The following is a 13,275-nucleotide window of genomic DNA, read 5'->3' on the forward strand; positions in this document are numbered from 1 at the left end:
AACCGGCCTTTTTGTTTTATACCTTTTCGTGCTCCCGGACCGGCATTTTTCAGGGTAAGGGGTTATCTTTGCCGCATGATGGATTCCAATTTCCCGGTAACACCGCATTCGGCGGTCTCATCACTTACCACTGATCACAACACCCGCCCGCGTTTCGACGACATTTTTATGGAGCTGGCGGTTAATCTTGCCAAGCGATCGCACTGCATCAAAGCCCGGGTGGGTGCTGTTTTGACCAAAGACACACGGATCATTTCCATTGGCTACAACGGACCGCCCGCCGGCACCCATAACTGTGATGTCGAGTTTCCCGGTACGGGCTGCCCGCGCGACTCCAAAGGGAGTTGTTCACTGGCTTTACACGCGGAAGAAAATGCCATTCTGTATGCCGCCAAGAACGGTTCAGACATTGCCGGGTCAACACTCTACGTGACGTTGTCTCCCTGTATTGCCTGCGCCCGGACGATCTACAGCATGAAGATTGCCAAGGTTATTTTCCTCCATTCGTATGCCGCCTACAAGGGAATCGGAACCGACGAAGGGGTTGATTTTCTCCGGCGTTTCGGCGTAACCGTCGAGGCGTATGTACCCGGAGACGGCGTCGTACTGGTCGCTGAACCGCCCCTCAGCAAAGGAAATAAAGACCACAAATAACAGTAAAAAATCTATTTAACACGGTTAGATTTTCAATTTACCAGTATTTTTTCCTGTAGCTTCGTTATGAACATTCTGGCACACGCCTATCTGTCAAACCGGGAAGAAGGGCTTCTGATCGGCAATTTTATTGCTGATTTTATCAAGGGAGACCCGGCAAATCCACGGCACGGGCTATCTGCCGGGGTGGTTCATGGCATCCGGCTACACCGGTCAATCGATGCCTTTACCGATACCCACCCCGCCGTTGAACGGGTGCGCCGGTTATTACGGCCACGCTGCCATAAGTATGCCGGTGTGGCCGTAGATGTTTTCTTTGATCATTTTCTGGCGAAGCATTTTGAGGCCCTTACCGGTGAATCGCTCACGGCCTATGTCGCGTGGTTTTATCAGACCTTATTACGGGTTGACGACCGTTTACCGGCGGGTGCCAGCCGGATGGCTACCTACATGATCCGGCAGAACTGGCTGTCGAATTACCAGCACCTGAGTGGCATAGAACGGTCGCTGAAAGGCCTTGCCGGCCGGACCACATTCGCCTCCGGACTCGATACCGCCGTGGAGGATCTGGTCCGGTTTTATGAGCCGATCTCCGCGGAATTCCACCTTTTCTGGCCCGATCTCACGGGTCATGTTCAACGGTCAGCGGCCTTTTCCGGGTGAGTCTGCCGGCCGAAATACAGGTAAAAAGGGATTCCGGTAGCCAGTAATCCGGCTCCGGTCAGGGCATCTGCCGGCTGACTCAGCACGGTCATCCCGACCAGAACTGCACAGAAAAAGGTAAAAAAAGCGGGTATTACCGGGTAGCCCGGGACACGGTATGGCCGGTAGAGAGCCGGTTGTTTATACCGGAGAATGATCACCCCAAGGGATGTAGCCCCGTAAAAAAGAAAGGAAACAAAAATGAGCAAATCCGTCAGCTGATCGAAACTTCCTGACCAGACCAATAGTATAGACCACCCGCCCTGCAGCAGTAACGCCATGGACGGGGTCCGGTATACCGGATGAATATGCGCGGCATCCGGAAAGAATAGCCTGTCCCGGGCCATCGCAAAAAAAATCCGGGCAGACATCAGTATCGATGCATTCGTCGCATTAAAGGTCGTCACCAGAATCAGACACGACACAAACAAAGCCCCGCCCCGGCCGGCCGCCTCTCTGATGACTTCAACCGCTGCAATTTTATCCGGCCGGCTATTGAGCTGAATCAGCGCATCAACCGGTAAAACGTAGATATATACCGCGTTTAGCAGCGTGTAGAGCAGGATGACCAGCCCCGTACCAACGCCAAGGGCAAGGGGTAATGTCCGTTGCGGATTCTTCACTTCCTCACCCAGATAGCCGATGTGATTCCAGCCCTCATACCCCCAGAATGCCCCGAGTGATGCCGCGGTTAATGCACTGAGCAGCCCGAATCCATGCAGGGTATCTGCCTTTCCGGAAGAACTTACCTGCGTCATATGGGAAACAGACCCGGAGGCGGACTGGAGTCCCAGGACGATGATTACCCCTACCGACAGAAACATCAGGTAAGTCAGTAACCGGCTAAGGCCTTCGGCAAAAGGGACGCCCCGATAATTCACCCACGTCAGCAGCAAAATCAGGACCGTTGCCAGCACCTGCACCCCTATACCTGTTCCGACGCCCGGCAAGGAGACAACCGATTGGCCGAAGATATGGGCCAGCGCCGCAATGGCCGCCGTTTTCATAACCATAAAATTGCCCCAGCCATACATAAAGGCAAAAAAACGGCCGTAGATTTTCTGATAATAGATGTACTCTCCCCCCGAGTCCGAAAACACCCCCGCCATTTCGGAGTTACTCAATGCCCCTGCCAGACTTATCAGCCCGGCACCCGTCCAGCAGGCCAGAATCAGTAAGGGCGACTGAAGTTCAGCGGCCATCGGCGCGACTTTCTTAAACACGCCCGATCCGACGATCACACTGACTACAAGAAGAATGGCCGGGCGCAGGCCGATTGAACGCTCAAGATTTGCCATAGACGATACGGATCATTCATGAATCGGTTGCAAGCCCAGCCCCGGACGCATCACCGGATACATGAGCCCGTTCTCCATAACAAACCCGCCCGTAACCAGATCTTCCGCGAGATCCAGGCTACCGTCCAGATCAAGGTACGTTGTGTTGGGGCAGGCAAAGGCCGCATGAAGCGCCGCCGTAATACTCACCCGGCTTTCGTCATTACAGCCCCAGAAAAGCCGCAGCCCCGCATGCCTAGCCAGCTGTCCTAATGCTAGCCCGGCCCTGATTCCACCGCATTTCATTAGTTTTATGTTGAATATACCAAATAAAGCGGGCTCCTGCGCCAGCCGGATAGCGGTCTTTCCGTCGGTGAGTGATTCATCGGCAGCGATCCGAAGGCGGATATCCGGGTCAAAATTCAGCAGTTCATTTTCCTGGCCAACCGGAAATGGCTGTTCGATAAGCTCAATATCCACGTGCCGGGTAGTATGCAGGAACTGCCGCAACTGACGGGCATTGTACCCTTGATTGGCGTCTACCCGGATAGTAACGTTATGACCAACTGTTTCATGCAACCGGATAACCCGCTCACTGTCGAGGTCAACATCCCGTCCGGTTTTCACTTTCAGCACCCGGAAGCCCTGCTGCTGATACGCCCTGGCCTCTTCAAGGGTTGCCGCAACATCCATGATCCCGATCGTAACGGAGGTTGGTAAGGCCTTGATATGCTGACCATAGAACCGGACAACCGGCATCTCCAGATACTGACAAAAGGCATCATGCAGGGCAATGTCAAGCGCGGCCAACGTGCCGGGACAATGGACAAACGTTTGTTCGATCCGGTTTAACAGGGTATTGAACATTCGGATATCAGCACCGGCAAACCCCTGTACCACCTCACCTGACAGGTTTTGTACGACATCCGCCAGCGTCTCGCTCACCACATCCGGATCAGGATTGGCAGCCCCCCGGCCGGTTATGCCGTTCTCCAGCTCCACCTCCACGAAAACATTGTCAACCGTAGTGATGTGCTGATAGGCAATGGTGTAGGGCTTTGCCAGAGCAAGGTTGCGGGTATAGACACGGATATCACGGATGCGCATGTCGCTGTTTTTTTTGGTCCACGAACGCTTTCAGTACCGGTATTAAATCAGCCACTCCCTGTTCAAGCGGTAGCAGTACCGGCAACTGCAACGTTTTCCGGTATTGATCCTGAAAAGTCAGGGCCTCATCCAGCGTACATGCCTCTGTATTCAGTGCCAGGGCAATCACCTCCGCGCCATAGGCCCGGATGAGGGCAATTTCGGATTCAACGGACGGGATTTCGCCCCACGCCGGCACATGATCGTAATACGTCCGTTTGGGGGCATGTACCAGAACAACCGCTCTGGCATTTCCTGAAACCAGAAACTCGGCGCCGCACGGACCGCCAGGGTTCCGTAACGACGCCTGCCCTTCGACAAACAGCAGATCGGCACCCGTTTCGTTCCAGCAGCTTACGATAGCATGCTCCAGCTCGCCCGACACAAAATCATTAACGGTCGTATCGAAAATAAAGCCATACCGCCCACCCTGCAACCAGCCTGTTTGCCCGGTATAAATCATTTCGGCCGACATGCCGGCGTCTTGGCATGCCTGCGTTAACAGCCGCGCCGTTGTCCGTTTACCTAATGCACAGTCAGTTCCCATGACGGCAACAACCGGTGCCTGAACCGTATAAATTGCACCGGTCCAGAAATGCAGTTCGTTACGGGGCTTTGGCTTCCGTATATCAATCAGCTCTCCGCCATGGGCCTCAGCCAGCCGTACCAATTCCGGTTTATCACTCAGAAATTCATGTAGCCCGTTTACCACCGAAAGGCCACGACTCAGGCATGTACGGATGCTGGCCATCATATGGGCGGGCAGCACACCCCCTGATGTCGCCACCGCAATGATGGCATGGGTAACTTCGGGCACGTTCGTCAACGCCTCTTCGACCGTAGCCCAAACGGGCATGTCCCGGTTTGTACCATCCAGTACCTCGCCGGCATCCTGCCCCGCTGTTGGCGGATCAATCACACCCCGCACCCGATACCGTTCTGTTCCCCGAATCAGGCCATGGGCTGTTTTGGCATCACTGGTTGTTAATAAACCATCCGTTAATAATAGGGCTTGAGGTTGCATCTACAGGGTAATTCGTTGCAAGAAAAACAAAAAACCGACATCATCTTTACAATGGCAAGCAAGCGTTTTATCTTCAATTTTCCATTCTTCCTGCCGATGAAACCTCGTTTTTTTTTACTGCTCAGTCTTGTCTTTTACGGTTGGCCGGCCTTCAGTCAGCAGACACAACAATCCCGTCATACAGTTACCAGGCAAACCAGGACTCCTCTTCCGGATGATCGCATCCGTCGTCTGGATAGCAGTTTGCGGTATCTGCATAGTCGCGGCTTGTTCAACGGAGTTGTTCTCCTGGCCCGCCAGGGCAGGATCCGTTACCAACAGGCATTGGGTCAGACCGGCATGGCGGATCAAAAACCACTAACGATCCACTCCTCCTTTAACCTTGCCGCTGTCTCCAGGCAGTTTATGGCTATGCTGGTGATGCAGCTGAACGAGCAGGGCCACATTCGTTATGATCAGCCCGTCAACGACATACTTCCTGACTTTCCGTATACCGGCATTACGATTCGCCATTTACTGACTCATACAAGCGGCTTACCGGAATACGCTGAACTGGCCGGGCGATATAGCGGGCCGCTCGATACGCTGACTAATCAATCCCTGCTGGAACTGCTCTCGGTCCATAAACCGGCCCTGCAGTTTACACCCGGTCAGCAGTGGCGCGATTCAAACACCGGTTATGTCCTGCTGGGTTCTGTCATTTCAGCCGTAACCGGCAAGCCCGTTGAGGACGTGTTCGAGCATCAGATTGTCAGACCGCTGCGTCTTAATGATACCTATATTGTTCATTATCAACCACAACAGATCAATCGCCGAACCGATCGTGTTATGGGGTTTACCCGGTATAACGGGGTATTGCAACCCAACGATCTTACCAGGTTTGATGGTGCTGTCGGGGATGGAAACGTGTATTCATCCGCTGCGGATTTATTCCTCTGGGAACAGGCGCTGACCGCCAATACACTTGTTTCCGCAGCGACCATGCAGGAAGCACTCACGCCTGTCCGGCTAACGGATGGCACCACCTATCCTTATGGCTTTGGCTGGGAGCTCGAAAACGGACAGCAATCCGTTTTTTCCCATACCGGAACGCGGGGCGGCTTTTACAACGAAATTGTCCGATACGTCAACGATAAACAAACACTTATCGTTCTTTCGAACGGGACGAACCAGGTGGCAAGACCACTAATCCGTCAACTCGTCGAAGGGAAGTCCGTCCGACTGCCAAAGACGCAGTTAATCACCAATGTCCGGCTCATCGATGGTACCGGGATTCCGGCCAGACCGGCGGCGGTCCGGATACAGGATCAAACTATTCGGGAAGTCGGGCAACTCTCCCCCTTTCCGGATGAAGCCGTTACGGATGGGAAGGGTCTGGTGTTAGCGCCCGGATTCATCGACAGCCATAGTCATCACTATGCCTCACTCGACAAAACACCCGAAGCCATTGCAATGGTTAGCCAGGGGATTACCACCATTGTCATCGGGCAGGATGGCAGCAGTTACCCCATCGACACGCTGATGAAGCGGATGAGCAGTAGTCCGGTTGCCGTGAACGTCGCCACCTATACCGGTCACTCTACATTGCGTACCCATGTTATGGGTAGCAGAGGATTATACCGGACGGCCAGACCACAGGAGATTGACCGGATGAAGGCCCTTCTCAGGAACGATATGCAGCTCGGGTCACTTGGGCTGGCAACGGGACTGGAATATGAATCCGCTTTCTTTTCCAGCCGCGATGAGGTTTTGCAGCTGGCGCAGGTCGCGGCAGACGCCGGCGGCCGGTATATGAGTCACATCCGGAGCGAAGACATTTCCTTTGCCGATGCGATGGACGAGATCATTGCCATTGGCCGGCAAACCCGTATGCCGGTACAGATTTCCCATATCAAACTGGCCCAGCGCAGCCAATGGGGACAGGCCGCCGACTGGCTGGCCCAACTGGAAAAAGCCAGGGCGGAGGGCATTAACATAACCGCCGATTGTTATCCATACGATTTCTGGCTGTCTACCCTGCGGGTACTGTTTCCGAAACGGGATTATACAAATCCGGAGAGCGCCCGTTTTGCGGTGGAGCAGTTATTCGATCCGGAAAAATCCATTCTGGCCCGCTTCAATGCGAACCCCGCCTATGCCGGTAGAACGCTGGGTGAAATTGCCCGGACCCGACAGGAAACAACGGCACAAACGCTGATGGGACTGGTTGCCGAAGCAGCGGCCCATGCGGAAAAACACCCGGACGAGGCCGGTGAAAGTATTATGGGAAAATCAATGGATGAACCTGACCTGATCCGGTTCCTGCAATGGCCCCATACAAATATCTGTTCGGACGGATCGGTGGGCGGACATCCACGTGCCTTCGGTGCGTTCACCCGCGTACTGGGCCGTTACGTCCGGGAGCAGCCAATCATGCCTCTGGAAATAGCGGTCTACAAAATGACGGGACTGACGGCACAGCATCTGGGACTGACCGACCGGGGGATCGTTGCTCCGGGCTATGCCGCCGATCTGGTTCTGTTTAACCCCGATACGGTTATCGATAAAGCCACGCCTGGCAATAGCCGGTTACCGGGCGCGGGGATTGAGGCGGTATGGGTTTCCGGACAACCGGTTTTTATCCATCAACAGCCGACAGGCAACTTTCCGGGGGTATTTATCCGCAGAAAGTAACGGCAAGTTGCTATTTTTGCACCCTGATTTCATTTAACAGCTACTACATTGATTCCAGCCGTCGACACCCTGCTGAAAGACATTCGGGCCAAGCGTTTTGCCCCGGTTTACCTGATTCACGGCGATGAGCCGTATTACCTGGATCAGCTTGCCGATCAGTTGGAGAAGGTCGCCATCCCCGTAGCCGAAAAAAGTTTTAACCAGTTTGTTCTGTTTGGGAAAGACACCGATGTTGGTTCGGTTATCAACTATGCCCGCCGCTACCCGTTCATGGCCGACCGGCAGCTGGTCATCGTGAAGGAAGCCCAGGACATGGGTGGGCTGAAGGAAAAAAACAGCCTGACCCTGCTGGAAGACTATGCCCTCAATCCGCTCAGCAGCACGATTCTCATGATCTGCCACACCGGCAATCTGGACGAACGTAAGTCGTGGGTAAAAGCATTCGGCAACAAAGGGGTCTTACTGGCGGCCAAAAAACTATACGAAAATAAACTGGTAGACTGGGTACAGGACTACTGCCATAAACAGGGCGTAAAAGTAAGTCCCAAAGCCTGCCAGCTTCTGGTCGACCATATCGGCAACGATCTGAAACGGATGGCCGGCGAGATTGACAAGATGATGCTGAACCTGCGGGTCGATGAAGAGATCAGTGCATCGACGGTGGAACGCCTGGTCGGCATCAGCAAAGAGTATAATGTTTTTGAACTGCAGAAAGCCCTGCTACAGCGCGATGTGGTGAAGGCGAACCGCATCGTCGATTACTTTTCCCGGAATCCGAAAGATAATCCGCTGATTCTGATTCTGACCCAGCTGTTTAGCTATTTCAGCAAGGTGATTCTTGTTCAGTCATCGAGGGATCAGTCTGAAAAAGGGGTTGGAGCCCTGCTTGGGGTGAACCCTTTTTTTGTAAAGGACTATCTGCAGGCAGCCCGCACGTTTCCGCTGCTCAAAGTGGCCGACATTATCCACAGCATCCGGCGGGCAGACGCTCAGGTAAAGGGAATTGATACCCCGACAATGACCGAAGGGGAAATTCTGCGTGAACTGGTGTTTTCAATCCTGCACTAAAATAACCGTACCGGCAGCGGGTCAGTATACTGCCTTTCGATGACCTGCTGCTCCGTCTTACTTTCCAGCGTTTTCTGTACATCAACCGGCAAGGCATTAAAAAGGTCCGTCCCGGTCTTCTTTTCAATCTCATCCACACTCACCCGGTAGCTACTCCATTTCTGCTGCCCGGCCGTATTCGTGTTTGGCATCCAGACGGCAAACATTCTGGTTTTGGCGGTTACCCGACGCACGTCTTCCGAACCGACCGGCAAAACGAGCACGGCTTTCCAGAGCGCGGCCGGTACGGTTAATTTGCCGTTGGCAAGCGCATCCGCCGCACCCTTATCTCCTTCTCCCCCTTTGCCCCAGGTACCGGCTACAATATAGAGCTCATTATGAGTTGCCAGCAGACTACGGCAATATTCTTCCAGCAAACGCCATGCCTGCCGGTTATGCTGCGGGGCCTGCGGGACGATATTCGACAGGATAAATGTAGACCGGTTATCGTCCGCCGAACCATCCCGGTCATCCGACGGACAGAGGTGGCCGCGGTCAAAACCAGTATTCGTGTAGTCATCGTGTCTGGCGACATAATACCCTGCCGGCAGTTGCATATCGGCGATAAAGCTTCCGGTATATCGTTCTGTATTACCCTTCCAGGCGTCTGACAAATGCCATGCCGACCAGTTGGCAATCCCCGTTGTCTTATTCAGCGAAACCGCGTAGGTATTTCGTTCGATCAGAAACCGGTTCGCGGGCAGGGGACTTCCCCGATCCGGATCACCCATGGTTAATGCGGCATCCCGGCCAGGCTGCCCTCCTTCAATTGGCTGCGCCTGATGATCAGGTTTACAGCTAACCGTCTGGATCAGCATCCCACCGAATAAAACAAATCCGATTAGTTTACTCCGAAAATGATTCACTTATTTGATGTATACTTTTTCTGATTTTATAAACATCAAATGTACAATCATTTTACATTCAGGGGTATTATAGGCTCTAATTTTTACTTTATATCCCAAAATGCCCCTTGTTATTTTACGTTTCTCTCATAATTAATCCTAAATACAACTTACTTTTCAGCCGGTCTTAACGCAATCAATTTAACATTTCCAATATACCATTATACTTTTCCTGACAGGCATTACCAGACTTCTTTCTTTCTGTCAGGCCTGTATACCTCCACGCCTGGTTTTTCAGCTGTTTCAGAACATTAATTCACTTTCTCACAAATACATTTAGGCCCAAACATGGTCCTCTCTTGCTGTTTGCCCTGTACGGTTTAGTTCGTCGCAATGCCAAACGCCGTCCGGGAGGCTGTAACCGGACGGCGTTTGGGTGTGATTAACCATATGACGTCTTTATTCCAAGACCAATTCAGCAGCCATTTGTTCTTCAAACAATAGGGCAACACATCGGGCAAATCTAGGTTCCTGCAATCGGTAATAACGGTTATTACCTTGTTGGCGGAAACCAAGTATTCCTTTTGCCCGCATGTTAATTAAATGATGCGAGATAAGTGACTGACTGATTGAAAAATACTCCTGTATCGTCGTCACACTTAACTCTTTTTCCTCTCTGCTCAGCAGCATAACGATCTGTAACCGTAAAGGGTGCGCGAGTGCCTTCAGCATATAGGCTGTTTTATCTAATTGAGGTAAGGTGTTGAGCATATGTTTGAGATATAGTTTATCACTGTGGCCGGTAACGGTCGAAAGATACCGGTTCAACCGTTGACGTGTCTGAATCCAGAAACACCCTTTTGGCATATCCGGCAGATACTGGTTGTTTATGGCTCCGTACAGGGTTTTCTGATTCTGACATCTCATTTACCCCACTACCCTGATTCCAGATATAGATCGCACTGCCCACACAAAGGCTTGTCCCGATAAACCAGTATTTGCGAATAAATAGCTTCATCGTAATGCTTTTTTCATTCAGTAAGGTAAGGTAGCCATCTGATGTTCACCGATTTGTCATGCAAGTAACAATATTAATAAAGAATCTCTTTTTGTTTTTTGGACAAGTCTTTTCGTTTTTCGGCCAAAGACCTCTTAATATGATCAAAAACACGCTTATCTTCTTGTAACTATTTTTAAATTTTAGTTCTTGTTTTATCACATTAACGTGGCAACTTCAATAAATCCGGACTTAATACAATCTCAATTTCATCAGAACAACAAAAAGGGTGTACTTATAATAAGCACACCCTTTTTGAGAGTTAAACGATTTAGTCGATCTTACAACATGGCAGCCCCAAAAACACCGGCACTATCACCAAGTTTAGGTTTCACTATACGGGTATGCAGGATTCCGTTATTGAAAATATACTTCTTAATGCGTTCTACACCCTCCGTATATAATAAATCAACGTTTCCAACACCACCTCCTAATACAATAGCGTCCGGGTCGAGTACATTGATCAGTGTTGAGATGGCACGGCCGAAATACTCCAGCAATCGTTCTATAGTCTGAGTCGCATAGGGATCGGTTCCTGCCAGATGCCGCTCAACAATGTCTTTCATTTTCAGTTCCTGGCCACTAATATCCTTATAATATCGCTGCAAGGCGGGGCCCGAAAATACCTGTTCGACGCAACCGTTTTTACCGCAATAACACGGGTATCCGTTTTCCTCCAGGATATTATGTCCCCATTCGCCACCGATACCGTGTAAGCCATTGAGGACAAGGGCGTTTCCATCAAGCCCTCTAAAGACGACGCCCCCACCGACACCAGTGCCCATGATCACCCCAAAAACACACCGGAAATCAGGGGCAACTTCAGGCACAACCCCAAGCGTTGCTTCAGCCAGCGCAAAACAGTTGGCATCATTGGCAATTTCTACCTTTACCCCCAACCGTTTTGACAACTCCTGCGGTAAGGGCATCCCGTTAAGGACGGTTGTGTTACACCCCTTCATTGTTTTTGTGACCGGGTCAAAGGTGCCGGGTGTTGCAAACCCGATTTTCTCCGGTTCGCAATTTGTTTCAGCCTTAAGAATGCCAACCAGTTTTATAATCTGTCCCAGTATATGCTCATACCCCAGATGTGCCTCAGTATCAACTCGTTTACGGACTAAAACAGCTTCAGGCGAAGGCGCCGACAAGACAACTCCTTCAATTTTGGTACCACCCAAATCGATACCCCAATAAGTTTTCATAAAGTTCGGAACAGAATAGTATGTAAGGTGTAATAGTGGTTTCAGGTATGAATTTACTCTTTACAAGCAGCAAAAGAGAACAACAAAAATCACTATTTTTTTGTAAATCGCACACCAGTTTCTGCTTCAATTATTTTAGCAGCGTTTCATCATAAATCTAAACAAATAAAAATATGCTTCGAGCCGGAGAAAGTGCCCCTGATTTTAAGCTGTTTAATACCGAAAAGAAAGAAGTTGCCCTACAGGATTTTACCGGAAAAAACGTTGTTATTTTGTTTTTCCCTATGGCGTTTACCAGTGTTTGTACGGCTGAATTATGCGAAATGCGCGATAATATCAGTACGTATACCGGGCTGAATGCCGACATTATTGGCATCTCCGTAGACTCCCCTTTTACCCTTGCTAAATTTAAACAGGAACAAAACCTGCCATTTGAGTTGCTGTCAGATTTTAACAAGGAAGTCTCTGCGGCCTACGACAGTCTGTATGAAACATTTGTGCTGAATCTGAAAGGAGTCAGTAAGCGTGCCGCATTCGTTGTTGACGGCGAAGGCATTATTCAGTATGCCGAAGTGCTTGACAATGCAGGGGATGTACCTGACTTTTCGGCCATTCAATCAACCTTAAATCAACTGAATTAACTTTGTCACCGGTCAGAAAAATCTGACCGGTGACACTCCTGGAAACCATGAAAGCCTGGTATCATACCTTTTTCAACGGACTACCGCAGGTTGCCTGGAAGGCAGCCCAAACGCATGAGCAAACCCAGCTTGATCTGGAGTTACTCGTGGAAAATCTTGATTTTGGTCCCGGCGACCGTATTCTCGACATTTTTTGTGGCTATGGACGGCATGCCATACCCTTAGCGCGGATGGGTGCCTGGGTAACCGGAGTTGATATTTCAACGGAATACATTGCCGGTTTACAGCTGACTATTGACCAGGAAACGCTCCCGATGGAAGCCATTGAGGGCGACTTTCTGGATATGGCCATTGAAGGCACGTTTCATGCGGCCTACTGCATGGGAAACAGCTTCAGTTTTTTTCCGGCCGACGATATGCTCCGGTTTCTGCAAAAAACTGAAGGTCTGCTCAGACCCGGAGGCCTGTTCCTTGCTCACACCAGCATGGTGGCCGAAGTAATCTTACCCGATTATCAGGAACGCAGCTGGATGAATGTCAGCGATGACATAACCTTTCTGAGCGAAAACACCTACGATCCCATGTCAGGCAGGATTGATGCCCGGCTTACCTATATTCAGACCCTTGATTCGGGGCAAGCCGAAATCGAAACCCGTACCGCTGAATATCACATTTATTCAATAGCCGAAATTGGTCGTATGGCCATGCAGGTTGGCCTTGAACTCATTGATTGTTACGGAACCGTTGATGGTCAGCCCTTTGCTGTCGGAGATGAGGCCGCGTGGATGCTCTTTTCAAAACCGGCTGATTAAATCTTATCCGTAAAACATAGTATACTACCAGCGAAGACCATTAAACGACATTTATACCATTATTAGCCAACTTTATTAAAATTTTCCAGGATTTTTTGCGTTAGTGCTGGCCTTTTATATATTAATTCAGTAGTT

13 protein-coding genes are annotated in these 13,275 nt (G+C 50.8%); 6 read left to right on the forward strand and 7 right to left on the reverse strand.

Going from position 1 to position 13,275, the window contains the following annotated elements:
- The first annotated feature begins 168 nt into the window (after positions 1 to 168).
- A complete protein-coding gene (locus BLX24_RS02320; RefSeq protein ID WP_071501788.1) occupies positions 169 to 654 on the forward strand; it encodes a deoxycytidylate deaminase in 486 nt (161 codons plus the stop codon).
- Positions 655 to 720: 66 nt separating this feature from the next.
- A complete protein-coding gene (locus BLX24_RS02325) occupies positions 721 to 1,317 on the forward strand; it encodes an acyl carrier protein phosphodiesterase (protein WP_071501444.1) in 597 nt (198 codons plus the stop codon).
- Here BLX24_RS02325 and BLX24_RS02330 read toward each other — a convergent pair.
- From BLX24_RS02330 to BLX24_RS02340, 3 genes are read right to left on the reverse strand one after another with little or no spacing between them, the layout of a single operon-like run.
- A complete protein-coding gene (locus tag BLX24_RS02330; RefSeq protein ID WP_071501445.1) occupies positions 1,290 to 2,654 on the reverse strand; it encodes an APC family permease in 1,365 nt (454 codons plus the stop codon). The genes BLX24_RS02325 and BLX24_RS02330 overlap by 28 nt on opposite strands.
- 12 nt (positions 2,655 to 2,666) lie before the next feature.
- A complete protein-coding gene (locus tag BLX24_RS02335; protein WP_071501446.1) occupies positions 2,667 to 3,740 on the reverse strand; it encodes a dipeptide epimerase in 1,074 nt (357 codons plus the stop codon).
- Complete coding sequence (locus tag BLX24_RS02340; protein WP_071501447.1) at positions 3,727 to 4,803, reverse strand: N-acetyltransferase DgcN family protein; 1,077 nt, start codon at positions 4,801 to 4,803, stop codon at positions 3,727 to 3,729. The genes BLX24_RS02335 and BLX24_RS02340 overlap by 14 nt, the downstream gene beginning before the upstream one ends.
- A 96-nt stretch (positions 4,804 to 4,899) precedes the next feature.
- Between BLX24_RS02340 and BLX24_RS02345 the strand changes: the two genes are divergently transcribed.
- Positions 4,900 to 7,476 (forward strand): serine hydrolase, encoded by a 2,577-nt coding sequence (locus tag BLX24_RS02345; RefSeq protein ID WP_083421783.1) that lies wholly within the window; start codon positions 4,900 to 4,902, stop codon positions 7,474 to 7,476.
- 48 nt (positions 7,477 to 7,524) lie between these two features.
- Positions 7,525 to 8,544 carry a DNA polymerase III subunit delta gene (holA, locus tag BLX24_RS02350; RefSeq protein WP_071501449.1) on the forward strand — a complete coding sequence of 340 codons (1,020 nt, stop codon included), beginning with the start codon at positions 7,525 to 7,527 and terminating at the stop codon, positions 8,542 to 8,544.
- Here holA and BLX24_RS02355 read toward each other — a convergent pair.
- The 4 genes from BLX24_RS02355 to BLX24_RS02370 form a co-directional block, all read right to left on the reverse strand.
- Positions 8,541 to 9,401, reverse strand: coding sequence for a DNA/RNA non-specific endonuclease (locus BLX24_RS02355; protein WP_071501450.1), 861 nt, complete (start codon positions 9,399 to 9,401; stop codon positions 8,541 to 8,543). The genes holA and BLX24_RS02355 overlap by 4 nt on opposite strands.
- Positions 9,402 to 9,887: 486 nt before the next feature.
- A complete protein-coding gene (locus BLX24_RS02360) occupies positions 9,888 to 10,199 on the reverse strand; it encodes an ArsR/SmtB family transcription factor (RefSeq protein ID WP_071501451.1) in 312 nt (103 codons plus the stop codon).
- A gap of 19 nt (positions 10,200 to 10,218) precedes the next feature.
- Complete coding sequence (locus BLX24_RS02365) at positions 10,219 to 10,446, reverse strand: hypothetical protein (RefSeq protein WP_071501452.1); 228 nt, start codon at positions 10,444 to 10,446, stop codon at positions 10,219 to 10,221.
- Positions 10,447 to 10,766: 320 nt separating this feature from the next.
- Positions 10,767 to 11,687 (reverse strand): ROK family protein, encoded by a 921-nt coding sequence (locus BLX24_RS02370; RefSeq protein ID WP_071501453.1) that lies wholly within the window; start codon positions 11,685 to 11,687, stop codon positions 10,767 to 10,769.
- 173 nt (positions 11,688 to 11,860) lie between these two features.
- Between BLX24_RS02370 and BLX24_RS02375 the strand changes: the two genes are divergently transcribed.
- Positions 11,861 to 12,328 (forward strand): redoxin domain-containing protein, encoded by a 468-nt coding sequence (locus tag BLX24_RS02375; RefSeq protein WP_071501454.1) that lies wholly within the window; start codon positions 11,861 to 11,863, stop codon positions 12,326 to 12,328.
- 47 nt (positions 12,329 to 12,375) lie between these two features.
- Positions 12,376 to 13,140, forward strand: coding sequence for a methyltransferase domain-containing protein (locus tag BLX24_RS02380; protein WP_071501789.1), 765 nt, complete (start codon positions 12,376 to 12,378; stop codon positions 13,138 to 13,140).
- Positions 13,141 to 13,275: the final 135 nt, after the last annotated feature.

The organism is Arsenicibacter rosenii, assembly GCF_001870735.1.
Lineage (GTDB): Bacteria > Bacteroidota > Bacteroidia > Cytophagales > Spirosomataceae > Arsenicibacter > Arsenicibacter rosenii.